18 protein-coding genes and 1 pseudogene are annotated in these 17,424 nt (G+C 64.0%); 13 read left to right on the plus strand and 6 right to left on the minus strand.

The window, feature by feature from the left end; genetic code table 11:
- Positions 1-17: 17 nt before the first annotated feature.
- From ACWTU7_RS24300 to ACWTU7_RS24310, 3 genes are all read left to right on the plus strand, one after another.
- The gene (locus ACWTU7_RS24300) at positions 18-851 is read left to right on the plus strand and encodes an ABC transporter permease (RefSeq protein ID WP_065006677.1); all 834 of its coding nucleotides are present in this window, start codon (positions 18-20) and stop codon (positions 849-851) included.
- Complete coding sequence (locus tag ACWTU7_RS24305) at positions 851-1,657, plus strand: ABC transporter permease (RefSeq protein WP_455840567.1); 807 nt, start codon at positions 851-853, stop codon at positions 1,655-1,657. Before ACWTU7_RS24300 ends, ACWTU7_RS24305 begins: the two co-directional genes overlap by 1 nt.
- A gap of 206 nt (positions 1,658-1,863) precedes the next feature.
- Positions 1,864-2,109 carry a DUF982 domain-containing protein gene (locus ACWTU7_RS24310; RefSeq protein WP_455840566.1) on the plus strand — a complete coding sequence of 82 codons (246 nt, stop codon included), beginning with the start codon at positions 1,864-1,866 and terminating at the stop codon, positions 2,107-2,109.
- An 84-nt stretch (positions 2,110-2,193) separates the two neighbouring features.
- Here ACWTU7_RS24310 and ACWTU7_RS24315 read toward each other — a convergent pair whose 3' ends face one another.
- Together ACWTU7_RS24315 and ACWTU7_RS24320 are read right to left on the minus strand one after the other, a co-directional pair.
- Complete coding sequence (locus tag ACWTU7_RS24315; protein WP_455840565.1) at positions 2,194-3,258, minus strand: glycosyltransferase family 2 protein; 1,065 nt, start codon at positions 3,256-3,258, stop codon at positions 2,194-2,196.
- A 490-nt stretch (positions 3,259-3,748) separates the two neighbouring features.
- Entirely contained in the window at positions 3,749-5,080 is a 1,332-nt protein-coding gene (locus tag ACWTU7_RS24320) for a dicarboxylate/amino acid:cation symporter (protein ID WP_029350644.1), read from the minus strand.
- A 238-nt stretch (positions 5,081-5,318) separates the two neighbouring features.
- On the opposite strand from ACWTU7_RS24320, the gene ACWTU7_RS24325 reads away from it, so the two are divergent.
- From ACWTU7_RS24325 to ACWTU7_RS24335, 3 genes are all read left to right on the plus strand, one after another.
- Entirely contained in the window at positions 5,319-7,193 is a 1,875-nt protein-coding gene (locus tag ACWTU7_RS24325; protein WP_455840564.1) for a sensor histidine kinase, read from the plus strand.
- Positions 7,194-7,206: 13 nt separating this feature from the next.
- Positions 7,207-8,562: a sigma-54-dependent transcriptional regulator gene (locus ACWTU7_RS24330; protein ID WP_455840563.1), complete on the plus strand. Its 1,356-nt coding sequence runs from the start codon at positions 7,207-7,209 to the stop codon at positions 8,560-8,562.
- A gap of 112 nt (positions 8,563-8,674) precedes the next feature.
- Positions 8,675-9,400, plus strand: a complete 726-nt coding sequence (locus ACWTU7_RS24335; protein ID WP_455840562.1) for a 3-keto-5-aminohexanoate cleavage protein — start codon at positions 8,675-8,677, stop codon at positions 9,398-9,400.
- 56 nt (positions 9,401-9,456) lie between these two features.
- On the opposite strand, the gene ACWTU7_RS24340 is transcribed toward ACWTU7_RS24335, so the two are convergent.
- Positions 9,457-10,287 (minus strand): NAD(P)H-dependent oxidoreductase, encoded by an 831-nt coding sequence (locus ACWTU7_RS24340; RefSeq protein ID WP_455840561.1) that lies wholly within the window; start codon positions 10,285-10,287, stop codon positions 9,457-9,459.
- Positions 10,288-10,381: 94 nt separating this feature from the next.
- Between ACWTU7_RS24340 and ACWTU7_RS24345 the strand changes: the two genes are divergently transcribed.
- From ACWTU7_RS24345 to ACWTU7_RS24375, 7 genes are all read left to right on the plus strand, one after another.
- Positions 10,382-11,305, plus strand: a complete 924-nt coding sequence (locus tag ACWTU7_RS24345; RefSeq protein ID WP_455840560.1) for a LysR family transcriptional regulator — start codon at positions 10,382-10,384, stop codon at positions 11,303-11,305.
- 177 nt (positions 11,306-11,482) lie between these two features.
- On the plus strand, positions 11,483-12,019 hold the full coding sequence (locus tag ACWTU7_RS24350; protein ID WP_455840639.1) for an Lrp/AsnC family transcriptional regulator: 537 nt from the start codon (positions 11,483-11,485) through the stop codon (positions 12,017-12,019).
- Positions 12,016-13,179: a saccharopine dehydrogenase family protein gene (locus ACWTU7_RS24355; protein WP_455840559.1), complete on the plus strand. Its 1,164-nt coding sequence runs from the start codon at positions 12,016-12,018 to the stop codon at positions 13,177-13,179. Before ACWTU7_RS24350 ends, ACWTU7_RS24355 begins: the two co-directional genes overlap by 4 nt.
- A gap of 112 nt (positions 13,180-13,291) precedes the next feature.
- Positions 13,292-14,098: an ABC transporter substrate-binding protein gene (locus ACWTU7_RS24360; RefSeq protein WP_455840558.1), complete on the plus strand. Its 807-nt coding sequence runs from the start codon at positions 13,292-13,294 to the stop codon at positions 14,096-14,098.
- 89 nt (positions 14,099-14,187) lie between these two features.
- Entirely contained in the window at positions 14,188-14,865 is a 678-nt protein-coding gene (locus tag ACWTU7_RS24365; protein WP_455840557.1) for an amino acid ABC transporter permease, read from the plus strand.
- Positions 14,862-15,536, plus strand: a complete 675-nt coding sequence (locus tag ACWTU7_RS24370) for an amino acid ABC transporter permease (protein WP_095518782.1) — start codon at positions 14,862-14,864, stop codon at positions 15,534-15,536. Before ACWTU7_RS24365 ends, ACWTU7_RS24370 begins: the two co-directional genes overlap by 4 nt.
- Positions 15,537-15,562: 26 nt before the next feature.
- Positions 15,563-16,291: an amino acid ABC transporter ATP-binding protein gene (locus ACWTU7_RS24375; RefSeq protein ID WP_029350627.1), complete on the plus strand. Its 729-nt coding sequence runs from the start codon at positions 15,563-15,565 to the stop codon at positions 16,289-16,291.
- Here the strand turns inward: ACWTU7_RS24375 and ACWTU7_RS24380 are convergent.
- From ACWTU7_RS24380 to ACWTU7_RS24390, 3 genes and pseudogenes are all read right to left on the minus strand, one after another.
- Positions 16,288-16,719: a hypothetical protein gene (locus ACWTU7_RS24380; protein ID WP_455840556.1), complete on the minus strand. Its 432-nt coding sequence runs from the start codon at positions 16,717-16,719 to the stop codon at positions 16,288-16,290. The two genes, ACWTU7_RS24375 and ACWTU7_RS24380, sit on opposite strands and share 4 nt — an antisense overlap.
- 50 nt (positions 16,720-16,769) lie before the next feature.
- A complete protein-coding gene (locus ACWTU7_RS24385; protein ID WP_455840555.1) occupies positions 16,770-17,171 on the minus strand; it encodes a GFA family protein in 402 nt (133 codons plus the stop codon).
- A gap of 25 nt (positions 17,172-17,196) precedes the next feature.
- Positions 17,197-17,424 (minus strand): annotated as a pseudogene (locus ACWTU7_RS24390) (Gfo/Idh/MocA family protein); the annotation flags it as partial.

Genomic DNA, 17,424 nt, shown 5'->3' on the forward strand with positions numbered 1-17,424 from the left:
GGATAACCGGGGCCGAGATGAAAGCATATCTCTCCGACCGGATGGGCGCGGCGCTGTTGATGGCGCCGCTGCTCCTGTTCCTTGGCGCCGCCTATGCCTGGCCATTTTTCGGCGTCGTCAATTGGAGCTTCACGCTGCCAGAGCCGGGGCTCGGGCAGTATGGCACGCTGCTTAGCGACCCGCTGGTTCAGTCGGTGTTTGTCCGCACGCTGCGCATCGCCGCGATCGTCACGATTGTTTCGGTTGCCGCTGCCTATGCCATCACCGTGGTCTGGGTGCGCGGCACGCCGGCGCAGCGCGTAATCGCCGAATTCTGCATCCTGGTGCCGTTCTGGATCTCGGTGCTGACGCGCGCCTTCGGCTGGGTGGCGCTGCTTTCCAATCGCGGCCTGTTCAATACCTGGCTGCAGGCGATCGGCTTCATCTCAGAACCTCTGACGCTGGTACGCAACGAATTCGGCGTCATCGTCGGCATGACGCATTTCCTTATCCCCTTCGCCGTGTTTCCACTGGCGTCGTCGATGCGCAGCCTTGACGACCGCGTCCTGCTGGCGGCGCGCGGGCTCGGCTCCAGCCGTATGCGCACCTTCTGGTCGGTGTTCGTGCCCATGACCCGCTCCGGCATCATCGGCTCGGCGCTAATCGTCTTCGTGTTTTCGCTGGGCTTCTTCGTGACGCCGGCGATCCTCGGCGGCGGCCGCAGCGTGATGGTCGCCGAGCTGATCTATCTCCGCATCTTCCAGAGCCCGGACTGGGGCCTAGGGGCGGCGATCAGCGTCGTACTGGTGCTGTTCGTCGGCGCGCTGATGGCGCTGGTGTTCCGCTATGTCAGACCGAAGCAGCTGATCTGATGCCGACCTACCGCCCCGGCCCCGTCTCGCTGGTCCTCGCCGCCCTGGTTGCGCTATTTCTGCTGTTGCCGCTGCTTGCGGTCATCCCGGTGTCGCTGACGCCGACCCGCATGCTTGCAATGCCGTCAGGCGAATTGTCGCTGCGCCATTACCGGGCGCTGATCGAGGATCCGCGCTGGATCAACTCGATCCTGCTCTCGATCAGGATCGGCGTCGTCAGCAGCGCCTTTTCCACCGTGCTGGCGCTGTGCTTCAGCCTCGGTGTGTGGATGTTCCAGCCGCGCTTTACCGCTGCACTCGTCGGGTTCGTGCTGCTGCCGATGGTGGTGCCGCCTGTGGTCTCGGCGATCACGCTCTACTTCCTGCTGACCTCGATCTCCGGCGTCAGCTCGTTGTTCGGCTATGACACCTGGCTCGGTGTCGCCATGGCGCATGCGGTGATGACGGTGCCCTTCGCCACGGTGCTGATCCTGGTCTCGCTCAGCCAGCTCGACCGGCGCATCGATCTTGCCGCGCGCGGCCTCGGCGCCACCGTGTGGGAGCGCGCCACCCGCATCATCATGCCCAACATCAAATTCGGCATCGTCACCGCGGCCCTTCTGTCCTTCGTGCTGTCCTGGGAAGAGATCGGCGTCACCCTGTTCATCACCTCGGTCAACGCCATCACGCTGCCCAGGCTGATGTGGATGGGCCTGCGCGACAACATCGACCCGGCGATCGCCGCCCTTTCGGTGATCCTGATCATCATCACGGTGCTGGTGCTGGCGGCGCGCAGTGTTGTGGTCAGGCTGCGCGGGGCGCATTAGGGCAGGCAGACGCGTGCTGCCCTACCCGGGGTCGGCATGCGTTCGTTGCTATGGTGGTGAGTGGCTCGTTGGGACTCCGATTGGAACGGGACGCCCGCCGACCTTCCGGCGGCGGAACGCCGCTTTCACGCCATGATGACAGCCGCAAATGAAACCTTGTACCACGGCATGCGTTTCGGTGCGTTCAACTCACCAAAGGTTCCACCATGGATCAAGGATGGTTTTCCAAGCCGGTTACTGTTTCGGTCGGCATCACGGGAACGATCCGACATATTTCCAACGCACAACAGGCTGTCGAATTGCTAACAGGCCAGTGGCGCGACGCTGGCAGCCTGCAACATGGCGCCGCACTGCGCGCATGCCGCCGGGCCATGAGCGGCGATGTTACAACCGAGGCCGCAAGGGAAGCCTTTGTCGGCGCCGCGCGGGAGGCGCATGTTCTGGTCGAGTGAGCGGCCGGGCCTGCTCGCCCTAGCCATCGAGCATTCGTCACGGACCGGACCGAATACCTAGCGGAGCCATGTCAACGCGTCACTCTATCCCATCGCGTGGCGGATTGTCTTGGACAGACGGCTAAGGAATGCCGGTCTAGACGATGCGTCGAGCTTCCACGACAGCACCGCCGTCGCCATTTTCCGTGGCAACACCCCGACTGACAGGAACCAGGCGGCAAGGACGGCCCGGCGCCGCAGGGACGCGGTCATTTCGAGGCTGGCGACGGCGCCCGCCGCCCCGAGCGCCAGCCGGAAATCATTGACCACGGGATGCCGGCGTCTGTCTGCGCACAGCGACGCCAGCCGCTCTTCCAGATGGACCGGATCGTGGCGGACCGCCTCCGACGGCACGATTGTTAAGCCGATCCCGGAGGCTTGGTCCGACAGCGCCTGCATGCGGCGGAAATCGTGGGTTACCCTCCAGCGCGCCCGCTCGGCGAGCTTTTCACCGAAGACCGAATGGTTGGCGCCATGGATCCGGTAGGCGCCGACGCATTCCTCAATGGACTGGACGTGCCCGTACATAGGCGCCAGCGTTGCAAGATAGCCGTCGGCGCCCTGGCGGAACTCCGGCTCTGGAATCGGCATGATCGATTCCAGGGTTGTGCGGTCAAAGGCCAGCCCGCTGGTTACGGTTGTCTGGTAGCGGCCCTTGTGCAGAAGTTTCGGCATGACGTCGCCGCTGTCGAACGGCAGTTCGGGCGGCGGAAAGACGTCCTTGATGCGTTGCCGCTCGTCGACGATATGCAGCCTGGACTGCACCTGGGCCGTTGCCGCATCCCAGGTGTCGACGATCGTGGAAACAGCGGTCGGATAGAGGTAGTCGTCGGCGTCGAGGAACAGGACGATCTTGCCCGAGCTTGCCGCAAAGCCGGTGTTGAACGCGGCGGCATGCCCGCCATTTTGCACTCGCGGGCATGCGACGATCTCGTCGCGATAGGATTCTATGATTGTCGCGGAATTGTCCTGCGATGCATCGTCGACGACGATGACTTCGACATCCGCGTAGTCCTGCTCCAGCGCGCTATCAATGCTGCGTTTGAGGAAACGCGCGTAATTGTAGTTCGGGATGATGATTGATACCGGAATCCTCGGTTCAGACTGCATCGCGTTTGACCTCGCATCTTGCTTTGGTTTCGGCAAAAGCCCGCTCACGGGCCGCCCCCTCTTCACGCGCGACGAGTTCCTGAGAGGAAAGCATGCGCCTTCCGTCAGGAGACGGGTCACGTCTCTTGCGACTTCGTAGCGAGGCCGCCATGCTTTCGAGGGCTGCCGCCTTGGTCAAGGTTGTGGTCGGCGGCAGCACAAGCTCCGACGGTTTCGGCCGCTCGCAACCGAGCCCGACGGAAATGTCTCAACTTCGGTCGCGATCAGGTCGGGATCGAAGTGGACGGGTGCCTTGAAGGCATGGCGGATACTGGCCTTCAAATAAGGCTGGAGCAAGCCCCGCGCCAACAACAAGACTCACAAGCCTGTTACATCCGAGGCAGCGCGCAGCGGCGTGGCCCGTGGATAATCGCAGATGTTGGAGATTGGCCGCGGCTAGTCCGAAGCCGGCGGCAGCCGGCTTCGGACTATGACCATGCAGCCTGAACAATCAGGCGGCCTGCAGCCCTGGCAGCGACAGGTCAGCTTCCTCCGGCAAGTCGCCGGCCATTGCTGCGGCAAACTTGGTCTGGTCGAGTTCCCCTTCCCAGCGCGCCACGACCACGGTCGCCACCGCATTGCCGACGAAGTTGGTCAGCGCCCGGCATTCCGACATGAAGCGGTCGACGCCGAGGATCAGAGCCATGCCGGCGACCGGCACCGTGGGTACGACCGAGAGCGTCGCGGCGAGCGTGATGAAGCCGGCGCCGGTGATGCCGGCGGCACCCTTGGAGCTCAGCATGGCAACGGCGAGCAGCAGGATCTGGTCGCCGAAGGTGAGCGGCGTGTCGGTCGCCTGCGCTATGAACAAAGCGGCCAGCGTCATGTAGATGTTGGTGCCATCGAGGTTGAAGGAATAGCCGGTCGGGATGACCAACCCGACCACCGAGCGGTTGCAGCCGGCGCGCTCCATCTTGGACATCAGGCCCGGCAGTGCCGCTTCCGAGGACGAGGTGCCGAGCACCAGCAGCAGCTCTTCCTTGATGTAGCGGATCAGCGCCAGGATCGAGAAGCCGTTGTAGCGGGCAACGGCGCCAAGCACCACCAGCACGAACAGCAGCGCGGTCAGATAGAATGTGCCGATCAGCATCGCGAGGTTGGCGATCGAGCCGATGCCGTATTTGCCAATGGTGAAGGCCATGGCGCCGAAGGCGCCGATCGGCGCGGCCTTCATCAGGATGGCGACGAGGCGGAAGATCGGCGTGGTCAGTGCCTGCAGGAAATCGACGACCGGACGGCCGCGGTCGCCGACCATGGCCAAAGCGACACCGAACAGCACCGAGAAGAACAGCACCTGCAGGATGTCGCCCTTCGCGAAGGCGCCGGTGATCGTGTCGGGGATGACATTCATCAGGAAGCCGACAATGCTGGTGTCGTGCGCCTTTTCGGCATAGGTCGCCACCTTGGTGGCGTCGAGCGTGGCCGGATCGATATGCATGCCGGCACCCGGCTGGACGACGTTCGACACGACGAGACCGACGACAAGCGCCAGCGTCGAGAACACCAGGAAATAGATCATCGCCTTGCCGGCGACGCGGCCGATCTTCTGCAGGTCGGCAACGCCGGCGATCCCGGTCGCCACCGTCAGGAAGATCACCGGCGCGATCACCATCTTCACCAGCTTGATGAAGGCGTCGCCGAACGGCTTCATCGCCTCACCGGTTTCGGGATAGAAGTGGCCGAGAAGCACACCGGCGGCGATCGCCGCCAGCACCTGCACATAGAGATGCCGGTAGAAGGGAAGTTTGCCGCGCGGCTCGGCGGCAGCGAATACTGTCTGCATGACGTCCTCCATTGTGCTCCGATCGAAAGCTCGACCTCCCGGAGCAATTGCATTGACCCCCAGCAGCCTCGCGACCGCTGAATTCGTGTTTGCAACTGCCGTGCCAGACTGCGTGGAAGAGAATTTCCCTATGATTTTATTGAATATTCTCGAAATCGAGGTTTCGTTTCGCGCAAAGAAAGTGCGGATATTCGCATAGCCGAATTGTGCTTTGTGCGAAAACATGCACAAATGGCTGATGCTGCAACGCCCCGCCGCTGCCCCGTTTTCAACGCGCCAACCGTCGACGCCCGAGCAACTCGGCAGGCGAGCGCGCCGTGCCTGGCTGCTGTTTGCGGCCATCGCCCTTGCGATCGCCACGGCCGCACTTTACGGCGCAGGCCTTTATGGCCGCACCACGGAGGTTGGGGCACTGGCGGCGCAAGGCCGCACCGACGCCAATCTGAAGGTCGCGCTGCTGCGCGCCGTGCTGGAGAGCCCGCGCGCCCTGCCCCTGCTTTTGTCGGAGGACCAGCAGGTGCGCGACGCGCTGGCACAGAAAAGTGCTGCTGCGGTCGATGTGCTGAACCGCAAGCTTGAAGGGCTGGTCTCCGGCACCAAGGCTTCGGTGCTCTATGTCATCGGCACCGACGGGCTGGCGATCGCCTCCAGCAACTGGCGCGAGCCGATCAGCTTCGTCGGCAACGACTACCGATTTCGCGATTATTTCTCCGGCGCGATGCGGGCCGGAACTGCCGAATATTTCGCGCTCGGCAATGTCAGCAAACGCCCCGGTCTCTACATCTCGCGCCGCGTCGGCGATGATGCCGCACCGCTCGGCGTCGTTGTCGTCAAGGCGGAGTTCGACCAGCTCGAGGCCGACTGGCACGAGGCGAACCGCCCGGCCTATGTCAGCGACGAGAATGGCGTCGTCCTGATCACCAGCGTGCCGTCCTGGCGCTTCATGACGACCGGGCCGCTTGCCGGGCCTGACCTTGCCGCCATTCAGAACAGCCAGCAGTTCGGCGACGCACCGCTGATGCCATTGCCGATCACGCGCCCGCAGGCGCTCAGCCCGGACGTGTCGATCATCAATGCGGTGACGCCCGGCGGCAACGACGCGGAATATCTCAGGCTTTCTACGCCGGTCCCTTCGACTCCCTGGCGGCTCGACTATCTCGTCCCGGCCGAAGCGCCGATCGCCGCCGCGGTCCGTGAAATGCGGCTCCTTGCACTCGGCGTCATTGTCCCGTTGCTCGGCCTTGCTGCGTATCTGTTGTGGCGGCGGCAGTCGGGGCAAATGCGGATCGCCGCCGAACAGGCGGCGCGCACCGAGCTCGAACGTCGCGTGATCGAACGGACCGAGGATCTGAGCCGCGCCCGCGATCGGCTGCAGGCCGAGATATCAGGCCATCGCAGCACGGAAGCCAAGCTGCAGGTCGTGCAGCAGGATCTGGTCCAGGCCAACCGCCTCGCCATCCTCGGCCAGGTCGCCGCCGGCGTCGCCCACGAGATCAACCAGCCGGTCGCCACTATACGCGCCTATGCCGACAACGCCCGCGTCTTCCTCGACCGCAAGCAGACTTCGCCGGTCGAGGAAAATCTCGGCGCCATCGCAGCACTTACCGAACGCATCGGCACCATTACCGAAGAATTGAAGGCCTTTGCCCGCAAGGGTCGCACCGCCGCCGAGCCTGTCGAATTGCGCGGCGTCATCGAAGGCGCCGTGGTGCTGTTGAGAAGCCGCTTTGCCGGCCGGCTCGACGCACTGGCCATCGACCTGCCGCCGCCTTCCCTCAAGGTCATGGGCAACCGTGTCCGGCTCGAACAGGTGCTGATCAACCTCTTCCAGAACGCGCTCGAAGCGTTGGAAGGCCGTGACGACGCTCATGTGCGGGTTTCGGTCGACGAGACGGCGGACGGTGTGACGGTCGGCGTGTTCGACAACGGACCGGGCATTCCGCCCGCAATCCTTAGATCGCTGTTCACGCCGTTCAACACCTCAAAGGAAAAAGGCCTCGGCCTTGGCCTCGTCATCTCGAAGGATATCGTCGCCGATTATGGCGGACGCATCGAGGTTTCGAGCGACCATCGCGGCACCCGCTTCACCATCCATCTTGCAAAAGCAGTGTAATGGCAAAGGCAGCATGACCAATGACGACGCAGCGCCGGTGATCCTGATCGATGACGACAGCGATCTCCTCAGGGCCACCGCGCAGACGCTTGAGCTTGCCGGCTTTTCGGTATTGGCTTTTTCGGTGGCGGCCGAGGCGCTGGCCAGGCTCGACGCCGGTTTTGCCGGCGTGGTGGTGTCGGATATCCGGATGCCTGAAATCGACGGCTTGCTGCTTTTCGATTGCGTCCTGCGGCTGGACCCGGACATTCCGGTCATCCTCGTCACCGGGCATGGCGACATCGCGGTTGCCGTCAAGGCGATCAAGGACGGCGCCTACGACTTCATCACCAAACCCTTCGCCGCCGACCGGCTGGTGCAGAGCGTGCGCCGCGCGGCGGAAAAGCGCCGCCTGGTGATGGAGAACCGCGCCTTGCGCGAAGCGGCCGGAGAAGCGCAGGACGGCCTGCCGCTGATCGGCCAGACGCCGGCGATGGAAAGGCTGCGCCGCACGCTGCGCCAGATCGCCGACACCGACGTCGACGTGCTGGTGACCGGCGAGACCGGCTCCGGCAAGGAGGTGGTGGCAAGCCTCTTGCATCGCTGGAGCCGCCGCGCCAGGGGCAATTTCGTTGCGCTGAATTGCGGCACTCTGCCGGAGACGGTCATCGAGAGCGAGTTGTTTGGCCATGAGGCCGGCGCCTTCACCGGCGCGAAGAAGAAGCGGATCGGCCGCATCGAGCACGCCAGCGGCGGCACGCTGTTCCTCGACGAGATCGAAAGCATGCCGGTCTCGACACAGGTGCAGATGCTGCGCGTGCTGGAGATGCGCGAGGTCACGCCGCTCGGCACCAACGAGTTGCGGCCCGTCGACCTGCGCGTGGTTGCGGCCGCCAAGGTCGATCTCGGCGATCCGCGCCAGCGCGGCACGTTCCGCGAGGATCTCTACTACCGGCTCAACGTGGTGACGATCTCCATTCCGCCGCTGCGCGAGCGCCGCGACGACGTCGCCCTGCTGTTCTTCTATTTCGCCGAGCGCGCCGCCGCCCGCTTTCGGCGTCCGGTGCCGGCGGTGCCGGCCTCGGTGCACCGCCATCTCAGGGAGCATGACTGGCCGGGCAATGTGCGCGAGCTCGCGCATTTCGCCGAGCGGTTTGTGCTTGGATTGGAAGAAGACGCTGGAGCGCTTCCCCCTGGCCCAGCCCGGCCGGATGCCGACATGAAGCTGCCGGAGCGGCTGGAGCGCTACGAGGCCGACATCATCCGCGAGACGCTTGGCCGCAACGAGGGCGACGTCAGGCGCACGATCGAAGCGCTGGGGATTCCGCGTAAGACGTTCTACGATAAGCTCCAGCGCCACGGCATCGTGCGCAGCGAGTTTTCCAGGTAAAGAGCCCACAGGCCGGCAAGCGTCGGCGACCCTTCCGTGGCCTTGCTCCGAACGCCGATTCCGATCTTCGCGATCATGCGCTAGACTTGCAGGAACTCAACCGGGCTGACCCATGATTGTCCAGACCTGCATCAATGGCGCGCGAAGCGCCGATTTTCATCCGCAACTGCCGCTTGACCCCGGAGCCATGGCGCGTGACGGCTCGGCCTGCGTCGCTGCCGGTGCCGCCGAGCTGCATGTCCATGCGCGCGGGCTCGACGGCCGGGAAAGCCTCGCTCCTGAGGCGATCGACCGCACCATCCTTGCCCTCCGCCGCGCCTGCCCGGGAACGCTGATCGGTGTCTCCACCGGCGCCTGGATCGAGAACGACGACGAGCGGACGCTTGCCGCGATCGCCAGCTGGAGCGAGCTGCCCGACTATGCCTCGGTCAATCTGAGCGAGAAGGCCGCGCCCGAGGTCATGCAAAGCCTGCGGCAGCGCGGCATCGGCATCGAGGCCGGGCTCGCCTCCGTCGCTGATGCCGAGCGCCTGGTCCGGCTCGACCGTGGCAGCCAGGTGCTGCGCATCCTGATCGAGATCTCCGAGCAGGCGCTGGACGCGGCATGGGAAGTCAGCGACGGCATCGCGGCCGTGCTTGACCGCGCCGGGATGCGACGGGCGATCCTGCTGCATGGCGAAAACGCGACAGTCTGGCCATTCGTGCACCGGGCGGCGGAGCGCAACTGGTCGACCCGTGTCGGGCTGGAAGACGGCAAAGAGCTTCCGGACGGCGCTACGGCATCAGGCAATGCCGCACTGACGGCTGCTGCCGTCGCGATCTTCCGGGCCGGTCGCTGATTCATCCCACAGGTTTCGGGCGCCTTGCCTGACCAGGATCTTTTCGGGATCCTGCGTCAGGCCACGTCCCGCAAAGTCGAACGCGGCGTCGCCGACTTGGCGCCGGCGCGATCCTCGTGAAGCGCGAAACCCGCGGCGCCCGGATCGCCCAGTTCGGGGCGGAGCTGCATGCTCGGGATGTGGTAGTCCCCGCCATTCTGCTGCCGATAGGGAATGGGCCGGATTGTCTCGAGCGTCCGCATCCTTTCGCGCAGCCGATCCGCGACAGGCTCGAAGTCGGCCTCCCCAAAGCGATCCACTCTGTAGACCACGAACGGCGGAAGCACGTCGTAGCCTGGATAGTAAAGGATCCCGTGATTGATCGGGAACAGCAGGTCTTCGATCGGGCCGTTGACGCCGCGGGCGGAGTAATGCTCTTCCCAGCCGCCGGTGGTCACGATCAGCATAGCGCGCTTGCCGGCGAGCGTTCCCTCACCAAAGCGATCACCCCACCGCTTGTCGCTATGCTCGCCGACACCATAGGCGAAGCCGTAGGCGTACACCCGGTCGACCCAGCCCTTGAGGATCGCCGGCATGGCGTACCACCACAGCGGGAACTGGAGGATCAGCGTGTCGGCCCACAGCAGCTTGTCGATTTCGGCTTTAACGTCACCGGTCAGAGTGTTGGTCGCAAAAGCTTTTTTGGATGCCCTAGCCGGCAGGAAGCGTTCTTCGGGCGGCCACGACGGAAAGTCGGCGCGGTCCACCTCGGATTTCCAGCCATCGGCATAGAGGTCCGATATCGGCACCTCGTGGCCCTGGGCCTCGAGTTCCCTGATGGCGACGTCACGCAGTGCGCCGTTGAGCGAACGCGGTTCAGGATGAGCAAAAACAAGCAGGACTTTCATGGGTCAACTCCGAAAGAAGGACGATCGACGCTAAAGGTAGCCAGCCCCGGGATGATCCGCTATATCTGAGTAATGCATAAGATTATGCCGAATAATGGATAGGTCAGACGTCACACTCGAGCGCATGCGCACCTTCGTTCGCGTCGCCGAGCGCGGCAGCCTTTCGGCGGTGGCGCGCGAACTCGGAGTTGGGCAATCGACGGTCACACGGCATTTGCGGGAGCTCGAGGAGGCCATCGGCGTGCCCTTGCTCAGCAGGACCACCCGGCGTGTCACGATGACCGACGAAGGCAGCCGTTACTATGCCGATGCTGTCCAGATCCTGCGCCTCGTTGAGCAGGCTGGCGATGAGGCGCGGGGCACGCGCGGCGCGTCGGCCGGCACGATCAGGATATCCTGCACGGCGGCGCTCGGGGTCTTGCATGTCAGCCGCCTGATCTTCGCCTTCCAGGACCGCTATCCCGACATCGGGATCGATCTCAGCCTCACCGACGAACGCATCGACCTTGTGCGGGAAGGTGTCGACATCGCGCTTCGCCTAGGTCCGCTCACCGACAGCTCGATGAAACTGCGGGCGCTCGGCCAATCCCGGCGTTTGCTCGTGGCAGCACCGGCCTATCTGGCGGTGCGGGGCAGACCGGCTGTCCCGCAGGATCTGCCTGGCCATGAAGGCATCCGGATGTCGAACATCACGGGAAGCGACACGCTCGCCCTGCAGGGGCCTGGCGGCGAACGCCACGCGGTGCCTCTTGGCGGCCGGTTTCGGGTCGACCATGGACTCGCCGCGCGCGAAGCGCTCGTCGCCGGACGCGGTATCGCTCCTGCCCATCGCTGGCTTATCGACGATCTCCTGGCGGCCGGCCGGCTGGAAGTGATCCTGCCAGGCTATTCGCCGCCTCCCGTACCGCTGAGCATGCTGATCGTCCCGGAACGCGCGGGCATTGCTCGGGTCCGGCTGCTGGTCGACTTTCTTGCCGACCGAATCGGCGGCATTCCGGGGATCGACAAGCTGCGTTAGTCGGCTTGCCCACGGTCGGCCGCGGCACCGGCAAAGCCCTCCCGTCTTCCGGAATACACCATCCGGCCTTGTTGACAGCGGCCGAATGCTCTTGCGATTTCAAAAGATACGCCCTAAGCTGTTTTCATATCAGAAAGAAAACTCCATCATTTCTTTTAATTTATGAAAGTTTGAACGCTGCGGGAACATCTCGATCAGACCGACCGGCGACTGGTCAAGCTGCTGTCGCAGGATGCGCAGCTTGGCGCCAACCGGCTCGCCGAGAAGATGGCCGTCTCCGTCCCGACGGTGCGCATGCGGCTGCGCAACCTGCTCGACCGCAACCTGCTCAAGATCGTCGGCCTGCTCAACCTGACCGAGCGCCCCGAACTGATCTCGGCCATCGTCGGCATCAATGCGCAGGGCCGAGGCCGCGCCCGGGAACTGGCGCAACGCATCGCCGAACTGCCTTTCGTGAACTCGGCCTCCGTCGTCACCGGACGCTTCGACATCATCGTCGACGTGACGGTGGCGGGCGACGTCGCCGATCTCTACCGCGTCACCAGCGAGCTGATCCCCGGTGCGGGCGAGCCAGGCGAAGTCGTGCGCAGCGAGACGTTCGTCGTCATGGCCTCCTGCAACAAATGGGTCAGCCTGCCGGAAGGCTGCTGGTCGGATGAGACCAAGCGCGACGAAACTGGGCGGCACGAAACTGGCCGAAAGGAAATGCCATGAAGATCGCGGTTCTCGGCGGCCTTGGCCTGCAAGGCCGGGCGGCGATCGCCGATCTCGTCGCCAGCGCCGGTGTCGAAGAAGTCGTCTGCGTCGATACCGCGCCGGATGGCGCGGCCCGGCTTGGCGGCCTGACCGACCTCGCCCGCGTGCGTTTCGTCGAGCCCGAGGGCGCGATCGCCCCTGTGTTGGCGAACGTGCTGGCGGGTGTCGACGCCGCCATCGATCTGTTGCCGCAACCGCTGATGCGCGAGGCGGTGCAGGCCGCGATCGCGACGCGCACGCCGCTGGTCACCACCAATTACGGCAAGACGATCGCCGACCTTGCCCCGGCGGCACAAAAGGCCGGCGTCTCGATCATGACCGAATGCGGGCTCGACCCCGGCATCGACCTCGTGCTCTACGCACGCGCCGCAAGGCAGTTCGACGCCATCACGGCGATCGACGCCTATTGCGGCGGCATCCCCGAGCCGAAAGCGATGGCCAGGCCGCTGTGCTACAAGGTGAGCTGGAACTTCGACATGGTTCTGATGAGCCAGAACCGCGACAGCGTGCTGGTCGAGGACGGCAAGCGGGTCGATGTGCCGGCCGGCCAGCAACACGACAATCCGTTCATCCATCAGATCGAGGTCGAGGGGCTGGGCAGACTTGAAGCCTTTCCCAATGGCGATGCGGCGCACTATGCCGGCATGCTTGCAGCCGCCAAAGGGCTGCAGCGCTCCGGCCGCTATTCGCTGCGCTGGCCGGGCTGGTCGGCGTTCTGGGCGCCGCTGAAGGAGCTTGGCTTCCTTTCCGAAGACAAGGTGCCCGGCGTTGGCGCCAGCCCGCGCGAATTTCTCGGCCGGCTGCTCGGCCCGCAACTGCAATATGGCACCGATGAGAAGGACCTTTGCGTGATGCGCAATGTCTTTACCGGCATCCAAGGCGGTCGCCGCAAGACAGTGACGTCGGACCTGGTCATCGAACGCGATCTGGCCTCCGGCCTGTTCGGCATGAGCCTCGGCGTCGGCTATCCCGCCAGCATCGTGGCGCAGATGCTGGCGCGGGGCGAAATCACTGAACCCGGCCTGCTCAACCCGCTGCTGCATGTGCCCGACGGCCGCTTCCTCGACGAACTGGCTCGGCGCGGTATACGAGTATCCGAAACGATCAGCTGGGACTGAAGGATTTTCGAACGGTGGTCGCCGCCGGCAACGGCGCTGCCGCTCAAAAAGCACCCGCCAAGGGTGGAACAACAAAGTGAAAACAACAAACGACAACAAGGAGGAATGCCCAATGAAGCCAATGAAGATTGCGAAGATTGCCAAGCTTTTCATCGCAGGCCTTGCGCTCGCCGGCCTCACAGCCGCCGCCAGCGCTGGAACGCTCGACGACATCACCAAGCGCGGTGAGCTGCGCGTTGCCGTGCAGACGCAAGGACCGCCCTTCTCGCTGGTCGGCGCCGCCGGCGAGCGCACCGGCAGTTCGGTCGAACTCGCTGAGCTGATGGCCAAGGAAATGGGCGTGAAGATCACCTTCCTCGATTTCGACTGGGACGGACTGATCCCGGCGCTGCTCTCGGGCAAGGCCGATCTTCTGGTCGCCGACATGACGCCGACGCTGGCGCGGGCGATGAAGGTCGCGTTCACCAAGCCCTACATGTACACGGGCAGCACCGTCTTCACCAAGGCAGACGGCAAGTTCAAATCAACCGAGGATTGCAAGGCGAAAGGCACCAGGATCGCAGTGCTGCTCGGCGCCACCGGCGAGAAAGAGGCCAAGACGGCCTTCCCCGATGCCGAGATCAAGAGCTACAAGGGCGGCGGCCCGCTGCTGCTCGACGCCGTCAACAACGGCCAGGCCGATTGCGGCGTCAACGACGTCTCGGCGGTCAAGGGCCAGTCGACCGCCTATCCGGCCGGCAGCTTCACCATCATGCCGGACATGCTGTCGAAGGAGCCGCTGGCCTTCGCCACGCGCTATGACGAGCAGGACCTGCTGATCTGGATGAACCTGTTCCTCGACCAGGTCAGCCTCGACGGCCGCCTGCAGAAGAACCTCGACTACTGGGTCAATTCCGACGACTGGAAGAAAGACCACTAAGCAGCAATAGACCCGAACAGCTTCGCGCGCCCGCCTCGCGCCGCGAAGCTGTTCGGAATCCGTTTCGCCCGGGGGAAATCCGCCCAACGATGCTCGAAAACTTCAGCTTCCGCACCATCGTCGAATATCTGCCTTTGTTCGCGCAGGGACTCGTCACGACCGTGTGGCTGTCCCTTCTCTCCTTTGCCGGCGCGCTTGCCGTCGGCATCTTGCTTAGCGCCATGAACCTGCAGCGCGGGTGGCTGTTTCGCGTGCCGGCCAAGGCCTATATCGACGCGGTGCGCGCCACGCCCTTGCTGGCGCAGCTCTATTTCCTCTATTTCGGCCTGCCCCGCCTCGGCATCATCCTGCCCGAGCTCGTCGTCGGCATTCTCGCTTTGTCGCTGAACAGCGGCGCCTATGTCGCCGAGATCATTCGCGCCGGCATCCTGTCGATCCCGCGCGGCCAGGTCGAGGCCGGCGTCGCCTCGGGGATGACCTATGTCCAGCGCATGCGCCTGGTCATCCTGCCGCAGGCGTTCAAGGTAACGATCCCGCCGCTGCTCGGACAGGCGATCGTGCTGGTCAAGGATTCCGCCCTGCTGTCGCTGATCGCGGTCGCCGAACTGACGCGTGCCGGGCAATTGCTCGCCTCCGACCGCTTCATGCCGGCGGAAGGCTTCATCACCATCGCCGCCTTCTACCTCCTGCTCTATTACGGGCTGAAGGGACTGGCGGCGCTGTCCGGGCGCTGGCTCGGATTGCAGCCGGCAAGGAGCAGCACATGATCTGGCAGCAGCTGCAAAGCCTCGCCGGCAGCTATCCCCTCGCCTTGCGCGGCCTCGGCATGACTGTGATGCTGTCGCTGATCAGCCTGGTGCTAGGCACGCTGATCGGCTTTGGCCTCGGCATCCTGCGGACCGGCGGCAACCGGCTGATCAGCAGCGTGATCGGCGCCTGGGTCGACCTGATCCGCGGCACGCCATTCCTGGTGCAGATCTTCCTGATCTTCTTCATCCTGCCGGAACTCGGCATCGAGCTGGACGCCTTCAGCGCCGGCATCATCGCGCTGACCAATCTGGCTGCTTGCTTCATCTGCGAGATCGTCGTCGCCGGCATCCGCTCGGTGCCGACCGGCCAGGTCGAGGCGGCGCTGGCGTCCGGCCTGTCGCGTTGGCAGCGTATGCGCCAGGTGGTGCTGCCGCAGGCGATGCGCATCGTGCTGCCGCCGCTGGTCGGGCAATATGTGCTGCTGATCAAGGATTCCTCGGTTGTTTCGGCCATCGGGCTCACCGACCTCACCCGCGTCGGCTGGCTGGTGGTGCAGCGTGTGCCCAACGGGCTGCTGGTCTTCTTCCTCGTCGGCCTCGGCTACTTCATCGTCTGCTATCCGCTCATCATGCTGGCCCGCCGGCTGGAGCAGCGCATCGGTGCGGCTCATGGCGAGGTACAATTGTGACGAACTCCAGCAAAAGCAGCACCGGCATGATCGAGTTTCGCGGCGTCAACAAATGGTTCGGCACGCTCAATGTGCTCAGGGATATCACGCTGAGCGTCGAGCCGCGCGAAGTGGTCGTCGTCTGCGGGCCGAGCGGCTCGGGCAAGAGCACCTTGATCCGCTGCATCAACGGTCTGGAGACGATCCGCGACGGCGACCTGGTGGTCGACGGCCAGCGCCTCGGCGACCCCGCCACCAACATGACGCGGTTGCGCACCGAGATCGGCTTCGTCTTCCAGTCCTTCAACCTCTATCCGCACAAGACAGCGCTCGAAAACGTGACGCTGGCGCCGATCCATGTGCGCAAGATCCCGCGCGCTGAAGCCGAGAAGGCCGGGCGCGAGCTACTCGCCAAGGTCGGCCTTGCCGACAAGGTGAATGCCTATCCCGCGCAACTGTCCGGCGGCCAGCAGCAGCGCGTGGCGATTGCGCGCTGCCTCGGCATGCGCCCCAAGATCATGCTGTTCGACGAGCCGACCTCGGCGCTCGACCCCGAGATGATCTCGGAAGTGCTCGACGTCATGGTCGCGGTCGCCGAGGAAGGCATGACGATGATGGTGGTGACCCACGAAATGGGCTTTGCCCGCAAGGTCGCCCAGCGCGTCGTGTTCATGGATGCAGGCGCCATCGTTGAAAGCGGTACGCCGGATGAATTCTTCTCCAACCCCAAGACCGACCGCAGCCGCGCTTTCCTGAGCAAGATCCTGCGGCATTAGAAGGCTCGGTGATCGACCCTGTCTGCCGAATAGGTTCGTGAGAGGTGATATTGGTTCTGCTCATCGGTGTATCCGAGGAGCTTCCCTTCCAGCCATTCCAATTGCGAACACCAGGCATCGCGGTGTAGGAGTTCGAGAAGCAGCGAATAAGCTCCCACTCTCCATTCTTCATCATCGAGGGCATAGAAGTAATAGTCGATGTTGACCGGGGTCCCATCCGGTCGACGGCGTTCGAAAGTCCGGACATGCTCCGACAGTTTTCCGTTCGCAACATAAGTTTCGAAGTCTTGATCGGCCAACGCATCGGACTTTTCAAAACCATCCACCCGCTCATGGGCGAACACGGCAAAGGGCTTAGCTCCAGCGAGCATCATCTCCAGTTCACGGTTCGTATGCAGGGGGTAGGGATAAGGGTCTTTGTCATTCATTTTATTTTCTATCCTCAGCAACTTTTGATCACCGAACCCGGCCGGCATTTTCAGCCCATTGTACGCAGAGGCTCAGTGCGGACCTCGACCCACTCGCAGCGCCGGCTGTCGTGATAGAAGGACAGGAAGGGCGGCGGGAACGATGGGTCGGCGAAAGCACCCACCGGGATGGCGATCAGACCGGGTTGGACATCGATCCGGTAATGGACAGTGCTGCCGCAATCCGGACAGAAGCTGTAGATGACACGGCCGCCCTCGTCGCCAACGCGCGTGAACTCCGCCGCTCGTCCATGGATCGACACATCATTCTCCGCAAACCGCGCATTAAAGCTGAACGCGCTGCCCGTGCGCCGCTTGCAGGCCAGGCAATGGCATACCGAGATGCGTACCGGCTCGCCCGAGCAGATCGCTGAAAGCTGACCGCAGGAACATTCGGCGCGGCGCGTGACCATGGCTGGTTCCTTTCAGCGAACGACATTACCGGGTTTCGGCATGGGCCCTGAGCTCTGCCCTCTTTTCGTCGGAGACGAGCGCAAGGTCCAGCACCTTCTGCAGTTCGGCCGCATGGCGGAACGATGGTTCAGGCGGAACGCCAGTGCGCACCGCATCGACAAAGCGCTGGTAGTTGGTCGGCACCGTTCGGGCATCGAGAACCTGCCATTTGGCGTTCTCGATGTCCTCGCCCATGCACACTTTCAGCTCCGA

It is taken from the genome of Mesorhizobium sp. BHscii (assembly GCF_053848065.1).